Origin of the sequence: Marivirga atlantica, from assembly GCF_016734805.1 — a bacterium.
Lineage (GTDB): Bacteria > Bacteroidota > Bacteroidia > Cytophagales > Cyclobacteriaceae > Marivirga > Marivirga atlantica.
The window spans coordinates 486,005-506,765 of the sequence record NZ_JAERQG010000001.1 but is presented as its reverse complement, the minus strand read 5'-3'; the positions used below and the strand labels follow the sequence as shown (position 1 = coordinate 506,765).

The 20,761-nt window shown below is 37.1% G+C and carries 14 protein-coding genes; 6 read left to right on the top strand and 8 right to left on the bottom strand.

Annotated elements, in window-relative coordinates; all coding sequences use genetic code 11:
• Positions 1 to 116 precede the first annotated feature (116 nt).
• Genes JKP34_RS02310 through JKP34_RS02300 form a run of 3 tightly spaced genes read left to right on the top strand, consistent with a single transcriptional unit; the run spans position 117 to position 2,816 of the window.
• Entirely contained in the window at positions 117 to 1,859 is a 1,743-nt protein-coding gene (locus JKP34_RS02310; protein ID WP_201917289.1) for a M14 family zinc carboxypeptidase, read from the top strand.
• Entirely contained in the window at positions 1,856 to 1,999 is a 144-nt protein-coding gene (locus tag JKP34_RS02305; RefSeq protein WP_201917287.1) for a hypothetical protein, read from the top strand. Before JKP34_RS02310 ends, JKP34_RS02305 begins: the two co-directional genes overlap by 4 nt.
• Positions 1,989 to 2,816, top strand: a complete 828-nt coding sequence (locus JKP34_RS02300; RefSeq protein WP_201917285.1) for a J domain-containing protein — start codon at positions 1,989 to 1,991, stop codon at positions 2,814 to 2,816. Before JKP34_RS02305 ends, JKP34_RS02300 begins: the two co-directional genes overlap by 11 nt.
• Here the strand turns inward: JKP34_RS02300 and JKP34_RS02295 are convergent.
• Positions 2,813 to 5,494 carry a carboxypeptidase-like regulatory domain-containing protein gene (locus tag JKP34_RS02295; protein WP_201917283.1) on the bottom strand — a complete coding sequence of 894 codons (2,682 nt, stop codon included), beginning with the start codon at positions 5,492 to 5,494 and terminating at the stop codon, positions 2,813 to 2,815. The two genes, JKP34_RS02300 and JKP34_RS02295, sit on opposite strands and share 4 nt — an antisense overlap.
• 37 nt (positions 5,495 to 5,531) lie before the next feature.
• Positions 5,532 to 6,365 carry a GLPGLI family protein gene (locus JKP34_RS02290; protein ID WP_201917281.1) on the bottom strand — a complete coding sequence of 278 codons (834 nt, stop codon included), beginning with the start codon at positions 6,363 to 6,365 and terminating at the stop codon, positions 5,532 to 5,534.
• Positions 6,366 to 6,483: 118 nt separating this feature from the next.
• Between JKP34_RS02290 and JKP34_RS02285 the strand changes: the two genes are divergently transcribed.
• Both JKP34_RS02285 and JKP34_RS02280 read left to right on the top strand, forming a co-directional pair.
• Entirely contained in the window at positions 6,484 to 8,016 is a 1,533-nt protein-coding gene (locus JKP34_RS02285; RefSeq protein ID WP_201917279.1) for a sensor histidine kinase, read from the top strand.
• Complete coding sequence (locus JKP34_RS02280; RefSeq protein ID WP_201917277.1) at positions 8,013 to 8,690, top strand: response regulator transcription factor; 678 nt, start codon at positions 8,013 to 8,015, stop codon at positions 8,688 to 8,690. The genes JKP34_RS02285 and JKP34_RS02280 overlap by 4 nt, the downstream gene beginning before the upstream one ends.
• On the opposite strand, the gene JKP34_RS02275 is transcribed toward JKP34_RS02280, so the two are convergent.
• From JKP34_RS02275 to JKP34_RS02260, 4 genes are all read right to left on the bottom strand, one after another.
• Positions 8,687 to 11,164, bottom strand: coding sequence for a DUF5916 domain-containing protein (locus JKP34_RS02275; protein ID WP_201917275.1), 2,478 nt, complete (start codon positions 11,162 to 11,164; stop codon positions 8,687 to 8,689). The genes JKP34_RS02280 and JKP34_RS02275 overlap by 4 nt on opposite strands.
• A gap of 201 nt (positions 11,165 to 11,365) precedes the next feature.
• Positions 11,366 to 11,956 carry a lipoprotein signal peptidase gene (locus tag JKP34_RS02270; protein WP_201917273.1) on the bottom strand — a complete coding sequence of 197 codons (591 nt, stop codon included), beginning with the start codon at positions 11,954 to 11,956 and terminating at the stop codon, positions 11,366 to 11,368.
• Between the two features lie 28 nt (positions 11,957 to 11,984).
• Positions 11,985 to 15,344, bottom strand: a complete 3,360-nt coding sequence (gene ileS / locus JKP34_RS02265; RefSeq protein ID WP_201917271.1) for an isoleucine--tRNA ligase — start codon at positions 15,342 to 15,344, stop codon at positions 11,985 to 11,987.
• On the bottom strand, positions 15,344 to 17,779 hold the full coding sequence (locus JKP34_RS02260) for an efflux RND transporter permease subunit (protein WP_201917269.1): 2,436 nt from the start codon (positions 17,777 to 17,779) through the stop codon (positions 15,344 to 15,346). The genes ileS and JKP34_RS02260 overlap by 1 nt, the downstream gene beginning before the upstream one ends.
• Before the next feature lie 155 nt (positions 17,780 to 17,934).
• On the opposite strand from JKP34_RS02260, the gene JKP34_RS02255 reads away from it, so the two are divergent.
• The gene (locus JKP34_RS02255; protein WP_201917267.1) at positions 17,935 to 19,065 is read left to right on the top strand and encodes an NAD(P)/FAD-dependent oxidoreductase; all 1,131 of its coding nucleotides are present in this window, start codon (positions 17,935 to 17,937) and stop codon (positions 19,063 to 19,065) included.
• Between the two features lie 61 nt (positions 19,066 to 19,126).
• Here JKP34_RS02255 and JKP34_RS02250 read toward each other — a convergent pair whose 3' ends face one another.
• A complete protein-coding gene (locus tag JKP34_RS02250) occupies positions 19,127 to 19,771 on the bottom strand; it encodes an SDR family oxidoreductase (RefSeq protein WP_201917265.1) in 645 nt (214 codons plus the stop codon).
• Positions 19,772 to 19,829: 58 nt separating this feature from the next.
• Positions 19,830 to 20,723 (bottom strand): UbiA family prenyltransferase, encoded by an 894-nt coding sequence (locus JKP34_RS02245; protein WP_201917263.1) that lies wholly within the window; start codon positions 20,721 to 20,723, stop codon positions 19,830 to 19,832.
• Positions 20,724 to 20,761: the final 38 nt, after the last annotated feature.

Below are 20,761 nucleotides of genomic sequence, written 5' to 3'. Positions count from 1 at the left end.
TCACCTCTTAAAAATTGATTATCAGTCCATTAATATCTTTCTATAATGCTAATCAATTTATTACTTAACTGTTCAGGCTTTATTTTGTATTTTGGAATTTGAAAAAACGTTTTGTTATGCTAAGGTTATTAGGCTTCATTATTATTCTTTCCATATCATTAAAAGTTAATGCTCAGAATTTACAAACCAAGTTTGAGCAATCAAATGGAAAAGAAACGGTTACTTATCAGGAAGGGATAGCTTATTGGAAAAAGCTTTCAGATAAGTTTTCTGAAATTCATATGCAGAAGATGGGGGACACTGATAGTGGAGAGCCTTTGCATCTTATTATTTTCAGTAAAGACAAAGTTTTTGATTTATCGGCATTAGCTAAAAGTGAGAAGCCAACCATTTTTATCAATAATGGTATACATGCCGGAGAAACTGATGGGGTAGATGCCAGCATGATGCTGCTCAGAAATTTTGCTCAAAATAGTGGCATTTATTCCTTTCTTGATTCGGTAAATATTGCTCTTATTCCCTTTTACAATATTGGTGGTGTTTTAAATAGAAATAGCACCACCCGAGTAAATCAAAATGGACCAAAAGCTTACGGCTTCAGAGGCAATGCAAGAAATTTCGACCTTAACAGAGACTTCATTAAAATGGACTCTAAGAATGCTTTCTCCTTTGTTCAAATATTCAAAACATTAGACCCTGAAGTTTTTGTGGATACTCATGTAACTAATGGTACGGATCATCAACATGTATTAACGTTGATTAGTACGCAGTGGAATAAATTAGATGGGGAGCTGGGAAACTATCTCGAAAACAACTTTGAAAACGCCTTATTTGAAAGGCTTCGTCAAAAAGACCGCGAGCCGATAGTATATGTGAATGTACATGGTGATACTCCAAACAATGGTTGGACTCAATTTTGGGATGCCGCACGTTACTCAAGTGGTTACACAAGCCTATACCAAACTTTAGGTTTCATTAGCGAAAGCCACATGTGGAAACCTTATCAGCAAAGAGTGGAAAACACCTACGATTTTCTGGAAGCCATGGTGGCGCTTACAGCAAAAGAAGGTGAAACAATTAAAGCAAAGCGTGAAGCTGACCGACAGGCTTTACTTAATGCTGACTCACTAACTGTTCAGTGGAAAAACGATAAAGAAAGCTTTAGGATGATTACTTTAAAAGGCTACGAAACCAGCTATCCTGAAAGTGAGCTCACGGGAAATCCATTACTACATTACAATAGAGATAAACCTATTGAAAAAGAAGTGCCTTTTTATAATAGTTATACCAGCACTAAGAAAGTAGCTGTTCCTGATTATTATATAATTCCGCAAGCTTGGCAAGGCCTAATAGACAGGCTTAGAGCCAACGATGTAAAAATGAATAAGCTGAAAAAAGATACTGTATTTAATGTGGAAGCCTACCACATCAGCGATTATAAAACTGCAGGCATGGCATATGAAGGTCATTATTTACACTATAACACTTCTGTTAGTGCAGATATGAAAAATTTGAGCTTCAGAAAAGGTGATTATCTGGTTCCTACTAATCAATTAGCAAAAAAATATATTGTAGAAGTATTAGAACCTGAAGCTCAAGACTCATTCTTTAATTGGAATTTCTTTGACACGATTCTTCAGCAAAAAGAAGGCTTTTCTGATTATGTGTTTGAACCTAAAGCAAAAGAAATTTTAGCCAATATGCCTGAAGCTGAACAGGCTGAATTTTCCAAATTGCAAAAAACAGATACTGCTTTTGCTAACAGTAATTATGCACAGCTAGACTGGATTTACAAAAGATCAGAACATTACGAAAAAGCTCACTTGCAATACCCAATATACAGGCTAATGGCTCCATGAAACGGAAAGTCATTAGTTTTGTCATCTCATTCCTGATAGGTTCTCTGCTAGGTTACCTTATAGGAAGTATAGAGATAGGAATGGGAATCGGTTTTGTTGTAGGCTTAGGTTTTATCTATTCCGTTTTCGATGATAAATAATTATTATGATGCAATTGCAACGCTTGGTTTGGCTGAAGGAGCAAGCAAGGATGAGGTGCGCGCAGCCTTTCGGTCGTTATCAAAAAAATATCACCCAGACCTTTATAAAGGAGATAATGGAGAAAGCTTTAAGCGCATCAATCAGGCTTATCAATACTTAAAGCGCAATAATTATTCACAACCGATTTCATATACTTATCAGGAAAGTACCACTACCCATTATCAGGAAACAGAGAAGGGTACTCACAGCAGGCGGAGGGATTATTATAGTGAAGAGAGAAAAGAAAAAAGAAGAAAATACCGAGAGCGAAAAAGAAAAGAGCAGGAAGCCAGAAAGGCTTTAATTTTAAAGATCGTCAAGAAATCCAAGCTGTTTGTATACGTGGTGCTGGTATTAAACTCCTTTTTACTCTTCGATTATTTAATGCCTACAGAAGAGAGTGTCTCGAAACTAGATACAGTTCAACCTGTAGTTAATGCTGATGGTACTAAAGGCAGCACGTATAAGTTAAAATTCGCAAATGGAAACATCTTCTACCTGGGTAAAGAATCAACACGTTATCTCGGACAGGCTGAATTATTCAGAATCAAAAAGTCATTACTTTTCGGTTATCAACTATCCTTACAAGACAACCGCAACGGATATGAATATTTCAACGGAGTAAACGTATTTAAAACTTTTGCCTTCATCATATTTTTACAAGCACTGTTTCTCTTGCTTTTCTTCAGCGCAAAAAATCCTGAACGACAGCTTAACCTAATAATTTATATGGGCTTTTGCTTCTTGGTACAGTTTGCTTTAATGTTGATGCATTAAATCTCATAGCGTATAGAAAAAGTGAAATAGCGCTGTTGAATATAATATTCGTAAGAACTGATTAGGTTTTCATTAAAACTGTCTCGCCTTACACCTTGAGTGTTTAACAGGTTATAGGCTGCTAACTTAAACTCCCATGGAGTGGAACTTTTTCGATACCTGATAAAAGCATTCCATATTGAAAACTCACTCGCGCTCTTGGTTTCTTTGTTCTCAAAAGCATTAAAATTATAGCTGGTTTGGAAGTGAATTCTTTTACCAAAGTCGCAATCTAAACGTGCATAAGGATTATAGGTAATAAAGCTGTTTTTGATAGCTGAAGAAGTATATTGATTGATGTTCTGCTTATACCCAAGCTCAAAGTCCAACTTTTTAAAAAAGGTTGTATTAATTCCGGCATTATATTGTTGCGTTACAGATCTATTGTTTGTAGCTACACCATTAATATTATTGTTGTTTCTAAAAGCTATCAATTCGGCTCCAGCCTTAATCTTAAATAGGTTAAAGCGCTTGTCCACCCTAAACATTGCGTTAAGATGCTCATTAGGTTCAATACTGTTAAAAACCCCATTTAGCCTGTTAAAGGCTTCAAATGCAGTACTATTGGAGAAATCTTTTATTTTATATTGATAGCTCATATTTCCAAACAAATTCATACCGCTGAACAAATCAAAATAATTGTAATACAGATTATAGCTATGGGTAAGTCCATTTGTGAGTAATCTATTTCCTCTCCACAGAGCATTATAATCTGCAATGGTTATACCTAAAGCGCGTTGTCTAACATCGGCAAACTTAGCTTCCATGGCATACCTGAATGATAAACTCTGGGTGCTTCTGATAGTCCACTTGGCATAAACAGCAGGTAGTAACAAGCTTGGATTTCTTTTTTTCAGGCTTTCTTGCTGCTTATCTTTTACCTGATAACTGTGTAAATACATGGATGGACTGATTATAACAGGACCCATTTTAGTTTTGTAAGTGAGGCCTGCAAACATATCCAAGAAATTATATTGATTCTCATTATTGAAAGCTGAAGAATCAAACATAATGGTGGTTTCATCCAAAACTTGTTCTATGGAAGAACTGTAATTTTGACGCTGTAAATGATAGCCTGATGATAAATTCACATGATTAGTTTTATTGAGAATTCTATAATAATTGAAGGCTGTTGTTGATTGCTGGCTTTCAATATTTCTTGATTGTTTCAGCCTATGCTCTTGTGTAGAAGTAATAGGCAAAAAGCTATCAAAAAGCGGTTGGTCACTCTCCAATTCTATTGATGGGTCGAAACGCTTATAAGTATAGTTGGACTCCAAAGAAAAAACATTTTTCTCAGAAGGTGTATGGTACCATTCCAATTGCTGTTCCAGGCTGTAGGGCTTCTGCTCCTGAGTCTGTCTAATGCTGTTTTGGGCTCCAGAAACTATGGAAAGCCTGTTGTTAAGGTTGTTTTGTGAGGAAAGCTTACCAAATAAACTATAACGCAAAAAGGTCTCTTTCTTTGGCGTATAAGTGGCAGCATATTTCAATAAGCCTGACCTCTGTTGCGTAGTTAGCTCTGTTGCTAAAAGCTCCTCTGATCCCGCTCCTTCTCTTAAATACCTCCGTTGACTTAAACTACCAAAAGTATTTTGGGCTGCTGATCCAATAAAAAAGCCAGAATGGTACCATTTTTTATTCGGATTAAAATTAAAGTTTGCAGCCGTCAATTTAGTGGATAAGTCTTGTGCCGTTTCTCTGTTGGCCATAGGAAAACCTAAATCTTCATTAGAAATATTCATATCCGTACCGGCATTAGCAGCAATTGATGAAAGACCTCCACTAAAGCGGAAATAGTCTTGCATCGTGAAAGCCTGTTCCCCAATATTGTTGGCATCAGCAATCAGGTTCACATTGGTTTTAGGAGAATAGTAAAAAAGGTTTGCATGGCCCAGATAGCGACTTTGTGGTCCCGCTCCAAGGGTAACATCACCGAATAATAAATTCTTTTTACCTTCTTTCAATTGGATATTTAAAGCCAGATTGTCTTCTCCTCCTAAGCCATCCATAGGTCCTATTTCATTATAGTTTTTGAGTACCTGAACTCTATCAACGGCATTGGCGGGAAGGTTCTTTGTGGCCATTTTAGTGTCTCCATCAAAAAACTGTTTCCCGTCTACCAGCACTTTATTTACCTTCTTGCCTTGTACCTTCACTTCACCATTCTCATCCACTTCCATCCCTGGCAATTTAGCCAGCACATCTTCCAGCTTTCGTTCGCTACCATTTGTAAACGCTTCTGATTTATATATCAAGGTATCACCAGACATTGTTACAGGCATTTCATGAACCACCTGCACTTCATTTAGTAAGTCGTTTGCCACCTCTAATTCTATGATTACATTTTTGAAATCTTCTGTTTGGGTGTTGAATTCCTTTTCAAAGGTAACGTAACCAACAAAAGACACTTTTAACAAATAAACACTGTTCGACTTTAAAGCAAGTTTGAAGCGTCCTTCTGTATCAGTCACAGCAAAGCCTGTAATGGCTTTAGTCGTTGTATCCTGAGCAATAACATTGGCAAACTCAATGGGCGTTGACACAGAGTCAACCACTTTCCCTTCAAAATAGATTGTTTGAGCTTTTGAAGTAATTGCAGCTAAAAAGAAAACAAATAGGAAATACAGCTTTTTCATGATTCAAGAAATATTGATGGTTGCTAAAGGCTTTTGCTTATCCGCCTATTCTGATTTCGATCTGCTCACCATCATTTCCTCCACTATATCTTTTCATCATTTCCTCCATCTTTTTCTCGGAGATTTCTACATACTCCTCTGGAGTCACCACTTTACCCTTTTTAGGCTTCTCTATTTTAATTTTCTCGGATGGGTTCAATTCTATTTTGGTACAAATTATAGTTTTATTTCCTCGCTGCACTTCCAGAATCAGTCCTGGTAAACCATAATATTTTTCAGGCCCATTACTTACTGGAATGTCCATTGTGAACCAGGCAGTTGTGACTATTGTGTCTTTAGTAACTTCCATTTCCTTCATGCCAGTAGAAAACTTCTTGGCATCTACTATGCGGGAATTGACAGCCTTTTGGCAGTTATAATTTCCAATTTTTTTAGTTTCTCCTGTCAACTTCCATTCATATTCGGTTAACTCTCCTTTTACTATAAATCTTTTGCCCATCAGGTCTGAGCCCTCCTCAAATTGCTTTTTGGCTATGTTTTTATAAAGTACACTGTTGCCACTTCCATCAGCAACCATCACTTCCATGCCGTTGGATGAAACACTTGCTGGTCCGGAATTTAAAGACTCCACTTGTTTCCATACAGATTCTGATGTTGTGAATGCCAAGGTATATTCCTTCTGCAATTGCTTTTGTAGCTTGTCCTGTATAGCCTTCATTTGTGCTGGGGACATAGCCGTGCTATCCAATTCAATTTTTAGCTGTGAGCTTGTTTTATAAGTAGCTATACCGCTGAAATTTTGGGCATAAAGACTTTCATTGAAAAAAAAGCTAAAGAGTAGAATCGCTAAAATGTAGTTAAAATTTTTCATCGTTGTTTGTTTTTGTTTTGCTACAAACAAAGCTGATCTAGTCTTAACAATGCGTTAAGAAGTGTTAACGAGTGTTAAATTCCATATTTAAGGCAAAAGCATTCCTTATATTTGATTTATGAATGCTCGGAAATTCAAATGGGTAGGAGTGACAGTTGTGCTTTTAATAGGACTAACAACTGTTGTTCAAGGTATTTATCTATACAGCGATTATTTAGATAATAAAAAGGCATACAAACTTGAAGTACAGCAAGCACTTGACAGAAGTGTTGAGGTGTACTATGCTGAATTAGCTAAAACCGATGTATTAACTTTTACTGATACCCGAGATTTCGATATTGAGTTTGGTGTTTCAGACTCTTTAGAACAAGGAAATGATTCCATTATCATTAAAAGCTTCTTTCAGAGGTTTAGTAACAGTAAGCTTGCCGGAGAACATATTAAAAAGCTTGATTCACTGACAGGATTTAATAAGTATTCAGCCAAACAAATTGATAGTTTAAATATCTCTTACATTTCTGTAGAAACGATTGAAAGTGATACAAATCATATCATGCTCGATGAGCAAAATGAAATAATGATGCTAAAAGGTGATCATAAACTCGATAGTATTTCACAGCTTAAAAACCTGGCCAATAAAATCATTATCTCCATTACAAGGGATACGCTGGACTTTGAAAAGCTAAATCAAATTCTTCAAAAAGAGCTTGAGAGAGACGGTTATTCAATTGTTTATTCATTAAGCCATTTCGTAAAAGATTCAGTCCGTGGACAGTTTAATGCTGAAAGCCAAAAGCTTCTTCCTTTCAAAACGACTTCAAATTCTATATATCTACCCAAGAGGCAATCTCTCAGCATGAATTTTGAAAATGCTTCATTGATCATTTTGAGAAAAGGTTTATGGAATATTTTGCTTTCTATATTTTTCACTCTTTTAGTAAGTGCCGTTCTAATTTTTCTCTACAGGATTATTAAATCCCAAAAAGCGCTCTCAGAAATCAAGAACGATTTGATCAGCAATATTACGCATGAATTTAAGACGCCTATTGCTACTGTGTCCACGGCCATTGAAGGTATTAAAAACTTTAATGACGCGAACGATGCAGAAAAAACAAGCAAGTACCTTCAAATCTCAGATCAGCAACTCATCAAGCTTAACCAAATGGTTGAAAAGCTTCTTGAAACTGCCACAATGGATAGTGAACAGCTAGAGTTGCATAAAGAAGCTGTTAATCTGCCTCTGCTGTTGAAGCAGCTTATAGAAAAGTATGAAACCATACACCCTGAAAAAGTCTTCTCCTTAGATTTAGAGGATAAAACTGCTGTTTATGTAGATGAATTTCATTTTGAAAATGTGCTTTCTAACCTGATAGACAATGCTGCTAAATATGGGGGAAAGCATATTGAAGTAGGGCTTAAGAAAGCACAAAAAATTAACTTAACTATAACAGATGATGGTGGCAATATCCCGAAAGGGCAACAGCAACGAATTTTTGAAAAGTTTTATCGTATTCCTAAGGGGAATGTACACGATGTAAAGGGCTTCGGTATTGGCCTATATTATACAAAAACCATTATTGAAAAGCATGGTGGTACTATTGAAGTTGAGAGTAATCTCAAAAAAACCATTTTTAAAATCACTCTGCCATGAGTACGGTTTCTATTATACTGGCAGAAGATGAACCCTCATTAGGCATGATTGTGAAGGAAAGTCTTGAGAGCCGAAATTTTCAGGTAACACTTTGTAAAAATGGTGAGGAAGCCTTAATGGCTTACGAAAAAGAAAAACCAGATGCTTTAGTACTAGATATTATGATGCCTAAAAAAGATGGTTTTATGGTGGCGCAAGCTGTTCGCAAGCAAGATCCATTTATTCCAATAATTTTTCTAACAGCTAAATCCCGCACAGAAGATGTAGTAGAAGGTTTTGGTTATGGTGCCAATGACTACATTAAGAAACCCTTTAGTATGGAGGAGCTGATTGTTCGAATAAAGGCATTGGTCAACAGAGCTGAAAAACCACAATTGAACGAATGGATTAGTCTTGGAAAATATCGTTTCCATTTACAAAAGCAGCTTTTACAATTTAATGAGGAAGAGGAATGCCTCACTCATAGAGAAGCGCAGCTTCTGCATGAGCTAATTCAACATAAAAACGATTTAACTGATCGTTCACTTATTCTTAAAAAACTCTGGGGTTCAGATGATTTCTTTAATGCGCGAAGCATGGATGTATTCATCAGTAAATTGCGCAAGAAGTTAGATAAAGACCCTAATATTCAAATTGTAAATGTGAGAGGTTACGGATATAAGCTAATTCTTTAACCTTTCTTATTCCTCAAGTTCCTGGCTATTGTCGCGTAGTCCAGATAGAAAATTAACCTACAACTTAGACTCTGATAATGTGTGGTGGAAAATATACTGTTTAGGTTTTCACCATAGTTAAGGTTTACCAACTCGTTGCTTTCCTGCAGGTTATCTTTATAGACAATATTTACAAAACTACCGGGGGCAATTTGCCAACTGTAAACTGCATCAATACTAAAGGCATTATAGTTTGTATCATCTATCTCTTGTTCGTGCTCTGCTGTTGGCCTGCCGTTATAGGCAATATCTCTAATGTCACCATCATTCATCAACTGAAAGTAGTTGAAATAGTCTACCTTACTCCAATAATGTCTCAGTCTAAAATTGAAGCCCATTTTATTATTAATGGTATAATTTACTTGCCATAAGTTGCTTAATACCGAAATGTCTCTTTCGCCAAAATAAATCATGTCATCAGAGCCTAGCTCATCGTTGGAGGCTATTGCATAACCAATAGAACTGTTTTGCTTGTTATAGCTGACAGAGTAAGAAGTGGATAGTTTGTTGTTCACCCTAAACCTTGGTGATAAACCGTACCAATAATCAAATTGGTTTCGGTCTGGTGCTTGCCATACTCCAAAGTTGAAGTTGAGCTGTAGCCTTTTTCTTCCATCTGTGGAATAGTTAAAGTTGGTGTTATAATTCCATGTTCGGAAGTATTTTTTACCATCCACTCTTGGCTCAAAATAATCGAAACTTCTTAAGGGTCTGTAGTTAAAGTTTACATAAACCTCATGAAAGTTCTTTAACTGGCCCCAAAACTCTGTACTTGTGCCTAACCTTTGGTAAGACCTTGGCGCATAAAGCTGGCTGTAATCTACTCCTAACCAATAACTATATTCATTAAAAATTCCCGTTGGTTGAAACTGCCTATAACCTCCCCAAGCGTAATAAAAAACCTCATTCGGACTACTCAGGAATCCAAAATCATTCGGGTTATAGGTATCGTTCTCAACATTAAAGCCTATATCGAACTGATAATTTCCACTTATTTTGGCAAGGCTGGCATTATAAGTATGTCCATCTGAGATTTTTCCTGTATCAGAAGATATATAATTATATGCGCCACCACCGCTCAATTGATAAGTGTTGGTTTTATCCCGCAAATTAAAATCACCTGCTATTACGTTAGCATCTCGGCCACCATCGAGTCTTTGCACATTGGTATTAATCAAACTTACACTACTGTTATTTTTCAAGTTTTGATCAATCACTACTGCGTTAAAATTTGTTAGGTCATCCACTTGAACTTTTCTTATTTCGCCAGTAACAGTATCTCTTACTTCTGCAAAAGTTCTATTGGTAACAGCATTAAAAAGACCAAGACCAGTTCCATTTTTTGTTCTTCCCGTAAGTTTAGTTGCATTAATCAGTGGTGCGCTATTTGGTGCTGATACTACCGTGTCTTGATCTTCGATATTTAGCTCTCCAAAACTTTGCCCTACACGTCTGGAATAGAAAACATTACCTCGGTTAAACAACTCAATACCTTCTGTGAAAAATGGTCTGTTCTCTGAATAATAAACTTCGAATGGACCCAAATTATATATAAGATTATCAGAAACTACCTGACCAAAATCAGGTATTAAAGTCATGTCTAAAGTAAAGCTTTCATTGATTCCATATTTTAAGTCGGCACCAATTGTTCCTGTTAAATTACTTTCATCACCAGCCTTATTGATGTATCCTGTGATATAGGGAGAAAGTGATAACCTAAGTGGTGGTTTTAAATTATACAATCCTGTAAGTGTACCCGATTGGTTGATCAATCCATCAATGGAGTTATCAACATAGCTCCAATAAGCAGTTTCATTGAGTCGCTGAATCTTACGCATGATGTTAATATTCCACTCTTGCTCATCTGCCTGTGCAAACCTAATTGCAGCATATGGAATTTCAATTTCTACCTGCCAGCCTTCTGTTGTAATTTGTACAGCACTGCGCCAAACTGCATCCCAGTTATAATCTTGGCTGTTTCGACTTGTTAAAATATCTGTTTGCACCCCGGCTGCGCTCACCTTAAAATAAAAGGCATTTTGGCCTTTCTGGTAGGTGTCGAAGAGTATACCGAATTGATCTGTATTTCGAGAATCGTCATCTCTTATTCCCAGTTCCTTTTTTACACCTTCTTTAGAATCATCATAAAGCTTGGCTGCAATGTAAATTCCGAAATCGTTATAAGCTATTTTAACCGCTGTTTGTTGATTTGATAGCGTGCCGTTGTTCGGCAGGAAACGAACAAACTGATAGCTTTCAAATGTTTGTTCTTTCCAAAAATCATCATCAAAGTAACCATCAATTTTAGGGGTTGACTCAACAGAGTTAGCCGACATGGACTTCTTTGTCAAATACTCCTTTTTCTCTTCTTCCTGAGCTTGCACCTGAAGTGTCAATGACAGTAAGATGGTAGTGATGAATCTTAATTTTTTCATGCGCATTAAAGGACTGGATGCCCCACAATAAGTTGCATACCGGTCAATATTTTATCCCCCATTATATGGCAATTACACTAGTGGTTATTTCGTGCAAGTGACCAATTTCTTGTTTTTCTAAATATGACGGCAAAGTTCAGCTAATAGTTCTAGCCTGACCAGATAAAAGATAATCTGAGGTATTAAAAGTTGATTAGTGGTTTATTCCTCTTTTGGTGATGACTTTAATGCCTTTTGCTGAGCAATAAGTGCTATTGGAAGTCCACAGAAAATAGAGGCATCTGCCAGATTAAAAATTGGCCATAACGAGATATAATCACCTCCCCAAAATGGTACCCAGTCAGCTACCCGGCCTTCCCAGATGTCGAGGTAAAACATATCTACCACCTGGCCATGAAACCAAGGAGAAATGGCATTATATGGGGCGTTGTCTAATAACACACCATAAAATGTGGAGTCTACTAAATTGCCTATAGCCCCTCCAAGCACGAGTGCCATTCCCCATAACACACCTTTTGAGGTACCTTCTTTAGCTAGTTTATAAAGGTAATAAGCTATAGCTCCTACAGCTACTAATCTAAAAAGAGACAATCCTAGTTTTCCGTATTCGGAACCGAACTGCATGCCAAAAGCCATGCCTGGGTTTAGGGTATAATAGATTTTGAACCAATCGCCAAAAACAGGAATCTGACCGGCTGAACCAAGCTCCATAGTATAATGTACCCATAATTTAATGGCCTGATCTAGAACTATAATGGCGATTGTTAGTAGGTAATATTTAGTATACTTCATCGATCTATTTTCAGCGACTTTAGTCGGTTTAACTCTTGGTAGAAATAGTAATATTTAGGCTGACATCATCAATCTGCAGTTCAATTGCATCTGCAACTGATGGTTCGATTGATAATGAAATGGCCTGAGTTTCTGCACAAATATATGCCTTGTTTTGATTAATCGCCTCATTCACCCACTTTTCATTCTCCTCTATTTTCACATCAATTTTATCCTGAACTTCAAGTCCCTGGTCCTTTCTTAAATTTTGGATTCTGTTAACAATATCTCTTGCCAAGCCTTCCTTCTTTAATTCATCATCAATAGTAATATCCAGAGCAACAGTTATACCATCTTCAGTAGCTACTGACCATCCCGGTATATCGGAAGAAGTAATCTCAACATCTTCAAGATCTAATGTAACTTGTTCACCATCTAAATCAATATTGATAGAGCCTAATCTTTCGATAGTAGCTATTTCCTCTTGACCCCAGCCATTAATGATAGCAGAAACACTTTTCATTTTTGGACCGAAATGTTGGCCTAATTTTCTAAAGTTAGGTTTCACGCTTTTCACTAGCACTCCTGAAGCATCATCAATGTATTCAACCGATTTTACATTCACTTCTGAAAGGATTAAATCCTCTACTGCCTCTATTTGCTGCTTAATATGGTCGTTTAATACAGGTACTAAAATTTTATGCAGTGGTTGACGCACTTTAATTTTTTGTGATTTTCTGATAGAGTGTGTTAAAGAACTAATATGCTGTGCCAAATACATTCTTTCTTCAAGAGAAGCATCAACAATAGCATTATTCACCTCAGGGAAATCTATTAAATGAACAGATTTAGCATCAGACTTTTTACTTACAGCATTTAAATCCTGAAATAGCTGGTCCATATAAAATGGAGCTATAGGAGCAGAAATAACTGCAATGTTTTCAAGACATTCATAAAGCGTCTGATAAGCTGCTTTTTTATCTTCATTATATTCGCCTTTCCAGAAACGCTTCCTGTTCAAACGAACATACCAGTTACTCAAATCATCTGAAACGAAATCCTGAATTAAGCGAGCTGCTCTTGTTGGCTCATACTGATCATAAGCCTCATTTACTGCTCCAATTAGAGAATTAAGCTTCGATAATATCCACCTGTCGCTTTCCGTTCTCTTTTTAAGATCAATATAATCACCTTCAAAAGTGAACCCATCCAGGTTAGCATATAGTGCAAAGAAATTATAGGTGTTTTGCAATGTGCCGAAGAACTTACGCTGTACTTCTCCTACACCTTCAATATTGAACTTAAGGTTGTCCCAAGGGTTGGCATTACTGATCATATACCAACGGGTAGCATCAGGACCATATTTACTTAATGTTTCAAACGGATTGATAGCATTGCCCAAACGCTTGGACATTTTATTTCCATCCTTATCCAACACCAAACCATTAGCGATAACATTTTTAAAGGCTACTTTATCGAATAGCATTCCCGCAATAGCATGCAAAGTGAAGAACCATCCTCTTGTTTGGTCTACACCCTCTGCTATAAAATCGGCCGGATAATTTTTATTAAAAATCTCATCATTCTCAAATGGATAATGCCATTGTGCATAAGGCATAGCACCTGAATCAAACCAAACATCAATTAAGTCTGGTTCACGGAACATTTTCTGCCCTGAATCACTCACCAAATACACATCATCAACATACGGTCGGTGCAAGTCAAAATCTTCAGGAAGCTCTTCCTGCATAAAGCGAGCATCTACTGCTTTGTCAACTTCATCTCTTAACTCTTTAAGCGAGCCGATACATTTTTGCTCTGTTCTATCTTCTGTTACCCATATTGGTAAAGGGGTTCCCCAGTAACGTGAGCGACTTAGGTTCCAGTCAACCAAATTTTCTAGCCAGTTGCCAAACCTACCTTCACCTGTTGATGCAGGTTTCCAATTGATGGTTTTATTAAGTTCAACCAGCCTATCTTTCATGGCTGTTGTTTTTATAAACCATGAATCAAGCGGATAATAAAGCACTGGTTTATCTGTTCTCCAACAATGTGGGTAGGAGTGTTCGTATTTTTCAACCTTGAAGGCCTTGTTATCCTCTTTCAGCTTGATGGCTATTAAAACATCCGTTGGTTTAAAGCCTGAGGCATTTCTTTCTTCATCGGAATAATATTCTTCCTTTACATACATGCCAGCAAAATCCGTTACCTCCTCAACAAATTTACCTTGCTTATCAACCAGGGGCACTTTTTTACCTGTTTCATCGGTAACCATAACTGCAGGTACGCCATTTTGCTGCGCTACTCTAAAGTCATCAGCACCAAATACAGAAGCCGTATGTACTATACCTGTACCATCTTCGGTGGTAACAAAATCTCCCGGTATTACTCTAAAAGCATTTTGTTTAAGCTCATCATTAGTAACATATGGCATTAATTGCTCATACCTGATTTCCACAAGCTTGCTGCCTTTAAAGGTGTGCTCCACTTCAAAAGGAATAAGCTTATCACCTTCTTTATAGCTTTCTAATGGTATGTCTTTAGCTTTTTCTGAAAAATGTTTACTTACCAGAGCCTTAGCCAGCACCACTGATACAGGCTTATAAGTATAGGGGTTGTATGTTTTTACTTTTACATAATCAATTTTTTCACCAATGGCGAGGGCACAGTTTGATGGCAATGTCCATGGAGTGGTGGTCCATGCTAACATTCTCACGTCTTCATCATCTGAATCAAATAAAAATGATGATTTTTCATTTTTGATAACTGTGAACTGCGAGGTGATGGACGTATCTTTTACATCTCGGTAAGTGCCCGGTTGGTTCAGCTCGTGAGAGCTCAAGCCAGTACCTGCAGCTGGTGAGAATGGTTGAACTGTATAGCCTTTATACAATAAGCCTTTATCATAGAACTTCTTTAGCAAGTGCCAAAGCGTTTCCATGTAGTCTCTTTCAAAAGTAACATAAGGATTATCCAAATCAACCCAATAACCCATCTTTACAGTAAGGTCATCCCACTCACTTTTGTATTTCATCACCGCTTCACGGCATTTCTGATTGTACTCTTCTACAGAAATTTTTTTGCCAATATCTTCTTTAGTGATGCCCAGTTGCTTTTCTACCTGAAGTTCAACAGGAAGCCCATGGGTGTCCCAGCCACCTTTTCTCTTAACCTGAAAACCTTTTAATGTTTTGTAACGACAGAAAATATCTTTCACCGTTCTGGCCATCACATGGTGAATGCCGGGAGTTCCGTTGGCTGAAGGAGGCCCTTCATAAAAAGTAAATGTAGGTTTGCCTGTTCGGGTATCAACTGATTGCTGGAAAATATTATTTTCTTTCCAGTATGCTAATATGTTGTCAGCCAATTCGGCATAGTTGAGGTTTTTGTATTCCTTATACTGACTCATTAGTTATTATTTTTTTCAGCGGTTGATTGCTCTTTTAAATTTTCTTTTTCTATTCTTTTGAGGTTTATCTCCTCATCTTCTTCTTCCATGTAGAAGTTTTCTCCATACTGCTCAATAAGTGGATGGGCATCTTTTCTACGCTTGCCATCATCAAAAGTAAGTAACAATGCAGGTAAAACCAGCAGGTTTGTAAGCATGGCTACCAAAAGTGTGGCAGATGTAAGTGAACCCAATGCCACTGTGCCTCCAAAATCAGAGGCTATAAACACAATAAAGCCGGCAAATAACACTATGGAGGTATAGATCATACTTTTCCCGGTTTCTTTTATAGTCTTGTTCAGCGCAATTGGCACAAAAAAGTTGTTTGCAAAAAGCTCTTGCCTGTATTTTGCTAAAAAGTGAATAGTGTCATCTACAGATATACCAAAGGCTATGGAGAAAATCAAGGCTGTACTTGGTTTAAGTGGCACTCCTAAAAAGCCCATTACACCTGCTGTAATTATCAATGGAATCATGTTGGGCACTAAAGAAATAATAATCATTCTTAAGTTGAAGAACAACACGCCCATCACACAGGCAATAACTATGAAGGCAACAATTAAGCTTAATCTTAAATTTTCAACCAAATAGCGATTGCCCTTAATAAATATTGGTGTGGTACCTGTTACCGTTATTTGAAAGTCGGTACCATCAAAAATCTCATTCATGCGAGGCTTTATCACATCTTCTAGTAGCACATCCATTTTATCAGATCCTATATCTGCTACCTTAAGCGAAATCCGCATTTTTGAAAGATTCTCATCTGTGAAATTGGTCAACATATCCTGTTGCCCTTCTTCATTTTTTAGGTAGCGCAGAATGAAATTATAATCTCTCTGATTAGGTAGACTATAAAAAGCAGGACTACCATTATAATAAGCCTGGCGTGCCGCCTTCACCATACTAACAATGGAAACAGGTTGGCTAATGGCTGGAATACTATCTAAAAACTGTTCAAACCTCTCCACCTTACGCAAAGTATTAAGTTGAACAATTCCTCTTTTTCTTTCAGTGTCTATGAGCACCTCCAGCGGCATAATTCCGCTGAAATTTCTTTCGAAGAATCTTAAATCTGTTTTTGTCTTACCATCTTCTGGTAAGTCATCAATCATATAACTAACAGAGTTCAATTTGAAAACACCTATAAATGACACTCCCACAATTATAGCTGCTACTATATAAGTCTTAGTTCGATGATTAAATACTATTTTGGTAATCCAGGAAATGGCAAAATCAGTCATCTTGAAATTAAGATGCTTTAGCTGTTTTCTGCCAGGGCTTGGTAAGTAAGAAAAAACCGCTGGAATTAAGATAATGCTGACAATAAAGGTGGCAAAGATGTTGATGCCCGCCACTATACCGAATTCTCTTAAAAGCTTGATGTCCGTAACTGCCAATACTAAAAAGCCTACAGCAGTAGTGAAGTTAGTGATCAGCGTTACAATGCCTATTTTTCGCGTAATTGTACTAATAGCCTTTATCTTATTACCATGCTTTTCAAATTCTTGATGGTATTTATTGAGCAGATAAATACTATTGGGGATTCCGATGACGACTATTATTGTAGGAATGAGACCGGTAAGTATAGTGATTTTGTATCCTAAAATATCCAGCGTTCCTAATGACCAGATCACTACTGAAAAAATAACCAGTAATGGAAAAAGCACCGCATCCCATGAGCGGAAAAATGCAAGTAAAATTAATGCGGTAACTATGACTGATAATGCAAGTAGCTTGATGATTTCCTGACGCACTTTGCCCATCATAACAGAGCGCACAAAAGGAAGGCCTGCATAATGCAATTCAATGCCTGCTTTTTCTTCAAAAGCATCACCCACCTGTAAAATGTCATCCATTAATTGGAGGCGGTCTTTTGAGTTTAGCACTTCTTCATCTACAGAAATGATGAGCGCTGTTGCTCCATTTTCAGTATTTAAAAGTTGTTCTGCAAAAAACCGTTGGTCTTGTATGGTATTTAATAAACTATCAAGCTCCGCTTGCGATGTAGGAAGTATTTCAGAAACAGGAACTAAATCAAACCTTTGGCTATCGACATTTTTTTGTAGTTTTTTGAGGCTGGCTATTGAAAGCACATTATTAACTCCTTTTATATCCGCTACTGCCTTTGTTAGGTAGCTAAATTTTTCAAATTTTTCTGGTGTGTATAAAGCACTATCCTCAATGCCAATAGCTAATATATTACCATCGTCACCAAATAATTCCTTAAATTTATTAAGCGCTATAAAGTCTTCATCAGTTTCAGGTACCATCTGTGCCAGGTCATAATCCATCTCAATGTCCTTGGCTCTATAGCCCATATAAGCCGTCACTATAGCCAAAACTATAATGAGCGGTAGCCGATACTTAATTACGTTGTGTGCTAGCTGTGTCCACATATTTTTAAACAAGCCACAAAGGTAATGATATTTTTTGTCCACAAGACCCTAAACAGCAGCTTTTAGCAAGAGATGTAGTGTTTTTCAAATTTTTATGATTTAGTTTACAAACTACTGTCTTGGTGATGTGTTTAACCAATTAAAAATCAAAGCTTTTGTTAGATTCAAAGTATCAGGTTATTGTGGTTGGAGGCGGTTTAGCAGGACTGATCTCTTCCATACTGCTTAAGCGTGCAGGCCTATCTGTTTTATTGATAGAGAAAAAGCAATATCCCTTTAATAGGGTTTGTGGTGAATACATTAGTAATGAGGTAAGGCCGTTTTTGGAAAGGGAAGGACTTTATCCCAATCATTTAAAAACTAGTTCGTTAGAGCGTTTTGAGCTTTCGGATATCCACGGAAATACTGCTTCCATCGATCTCCCTCTTGGTGGATTTGGTGTTAGCCGTTACCAACTTGATAACTTTCTTTACGAAAAAGCATTGTTAGAAGGTGTTTCCGTAAAAACCAAAACTGAGGTTGCCGAGATTAACTTTTACGATGATTTGTTTGAGGTGGCTATTAAAGGCGGAGAAAGTTTACATTCCGAATTTGTGATTGGCGCATTTGGTAAACGCTCGAAGCTGGACAAAGCTTTAGATAGAAGCTTTATTAAAAAAAGCTCCCCGTTTATCGGTGTGAAGTATCATGCCTATCTGGATTTCCCAGCCGATCAGATAGGTCTTTACAACTTTGATGGTGGCTATTGTGGCATAAGTCAGGTAGAAGGAGGTTTGGTAAATATCTGCTATTTGAGTAAAAGGGATAACCTGAAAAAATATGGCAATATTAAAAGCATGGAGGAAGAGGTGCTCTACAAAAACCCATTGTTGAAGCAATATTTTGAGCAATCTGCCTGGTTAAGAGAAAAGCCTGAAGTAATTAATGAAATATCCTTCGAAAAAAAGGAAGCGGTAAAAGATCACATACTTATGGCCGGAGACACTGCCGGACTCATAACTCCATTATGCGGAAACGGCATGGCCATGGCCATTCATGCAGGAAAAATAGCCGCTGATTGTATTTCACAGTTTTATGATGGGAAACTAAAAACCAGAAAAGCTGTAGAGTATCGGTATAAAAAGGAGTGGAGCATAAACTTTGACCGCAGGTTGTTTATTGGCCGAAGCACTCAGAATTTATTCGGCAACCAAAGCAGATCCAACTTAGCAATCAGACTAATTAGAAGTTTTCCTGCAATTGCCAAAAAGCTAATAGAGCAAACACATGGTGATAGAATTGATTAGAATAAAAAAGGCCAGATACAATTCTGGCCCAAACTATTTCGATTCTGCAAAATACACTCGATTAAATCTTCTCTATTGCTTCCTCAATATTGTTAGGACCAGAAAGCACCTCAAGAGATTTTCTGTAAGTGTTTTCAGCATCCAAGCTTTTCACAATTACCTCTGCCACATCCGCTCGTGGAATAGAGCCTGATCTTTCATCAGTTCGTTCACCGTAATCAACTTTATTGGTGGGGGCCTCATCGGTAAGTCTGCCTGGCTTAACGATGGTATAATTTAAATTAGTCTGTTGCAAATAATCATCAGCAGCAGATTTGGCACTATAATAATGACCCATACCTTCGGGCCAATCGCTGGGGTTGAAGTCTGCACCAAAAGCACTCACCATGATAAAACGATCAAATTTATGCTTAACCGCATAATCTATTGCCTGTATAGCTCCTTGTCTATCAATTAATTTTGTTTTATCCTCTCCGGTATGACCACCACTACCAGCAGTAAAAATTACTGCGTTGTTGCCTTCATATGCGTGTTCAAAGTCTTTCTCTAAATCCCCTAAAACGGTTTTAATGCCTCTTCTCTCGAATTGATCTTTTTGAGATTCATCTCTCACCATGGCTATGGCATCGTGAGGAGAATTACTGTGTATTTTATCTACTAGTTTTTTACCAATTTGTCCATTGGCACCTATTACTAAAATATTCATTATCTATATGTTTTGGTTCACATATAAATAAGCCATTAACTCGCGTATTGTTTATTATTTACAGGTCTAGCTGACCTAAATGGCTCGTTTGCAGAAAGAAGTAAATGAAAAAAGCATTCAGGCAAATTGCTGAAATAAAGTTTAAGCCCATTGTCCACCCAAAACTAGCTTTTTGTTCGTTCTTAAGCGTTAAAGCGAACCAAAGAAGAAAGTAAATAACTGTTGGAAGCATGAATAGAAGAAAGGCTATGGCAAATTTTTGAGAATAATAGGTGAGAAAGTAGTATTCAAATCCTGCGGTTGCCACCAAGAACATAATCAAGGTAAAAACAAATGTGCCTCTTATTCCCAGGATTATAGAAAGTGTTTTGTCTCCTCTTTTGCTATCTTCTTTATGTTGATAAATCTGAGTCATAGGGTAGGAGCCCCACAAGAAGAAAGAAGTTAGCAGACCCGGAAAAAGCACGTTCCAGGAAAGTGACATTTCCCAGCCAAAATTATTGATGCCCACATAGGCCATATAAAATGTGAATATTCCCTGAAAGAAACCCGCAACAAGCCAGCCAATAAAGGGATATTTTTTTAGGCGAATACCCGGATGGCTATAAGCTTTGGAGGCTAAGCCATAAATAAAAACCAAGATTGCAAAATCTGCACTTATGAGCCACGCCCAGGCAATCCCTATAAAATCGAAAATCAAACTGGTATAATAAAGACCTATAGTAACTGGTGGTGGTTTTCTCAATAAACCAATACTTTCTTCATCCTTATCAAAATAGCTATTGTAGGCATTGCTGGCAGGATAAATGAACAAGTGCAAAATAATGAAAGTAAAAAGAATTCCTTGTTCTGAAATATTTGGGCTTATACCCAGAGCGAAGAGATAAACAGGAAGCAGAAAAAAGGAAAACGGTATTCTTAAATGTTTAATAATATGAATAATCTTCTTCATACAAACAACTTGATCAATTTTTGCTTAATATAGGTATT

Bases quoted from the DNA above. Each gene is read 5' to 3' on its own strand.
- JKP34_RS02290 (WP_201917281.1), bottom strand. From the start codon at position 6,365: ATGAAAAATTTTAACTACATTTTAGCGATTCTACTCTTTAGCTTTTTT.
- JKP34_RS02280 (WP_201917277.1), top strand. From the start codon at position 8,013: ATGAGTACGGTTTCTATTATACTGGCAGAAGATGAACCCTCATTAGGC.
- JKP34_RS02300 (WP_201917285.1), top strand. From the start codon at position 1,989: ATGATAAATAATTATTATGATGCAATTGCAACGCTTGGTTTGGCTGAA.
- JKP34_RS02285 (WP_201917279.1), top strand. From the start codon at position 6,484: ATGAATGCTCGGAAATTCAAATGGGTAGGAGTGACAGTTGTGCTTTTA.
- JKP34_RS02275 (WP_201917275.1), bottom strand. From the start codon at position 11,164: ATGAAAAAATTAAGATTCATCACTACCATCTTACTGTCATTGACACTT.
- ileS (WP_201917271.1), bottom strand. From the start codon at position 15,344: ATGAGTCAGTATAAGGAATACAAAAACCTCAACTATGCCGAATTGGCT.
- JKP34_RS02270 (WP_201917273.1), bottom strand. From the start codon at position 11,956: ATGAAGTATACTAAATATTACCTACTAACAATCGCCATTATAGTTCTA.
- JKP34_RS02310 (WP_201917289.1), top strand. From the start codon at position 117: ATGCTAAGGTTATTAGGCTTCATTATTATTCTTTCCATATCATTAAAA.
- JKP34_RS02295 (WP_201917283.1), bottom strand. From the start codon at position 5,494: ATGAAAAAGCTGTATTTCCTATTTGTTTTCTTTTTAGCTGCAATTACT.
- JKP34_RS02260 (WP_201917269.1), bottom strand. From the start codon at position 17,779: ATGTGGACACAGCTAGCACACAACGTAATTAAGTATCGGCTACCGCTC.
- JKP34_RS02305 (WP_201917287.1), top strand. From the start codon at position 1,856: ATGAAACGGAAAGTCATTAGTTTTGTCATCTCATTCCTGATAGGTTCT.
- JKP34_RS02245 (WP_201917263.1), bottom strand. From the start codon at position 20,723: ATGAAGAAGATTATTCATATTATTAAACATTTAAGAATACCGTTTTCC.
- JKP34_RS02250 (WP_201917265.1), bottom strand. From the start codon at position 19,771: ATGAATATTTTAGTAATAGGTGCCAATGGACAAATTGGTAAAAAACTA.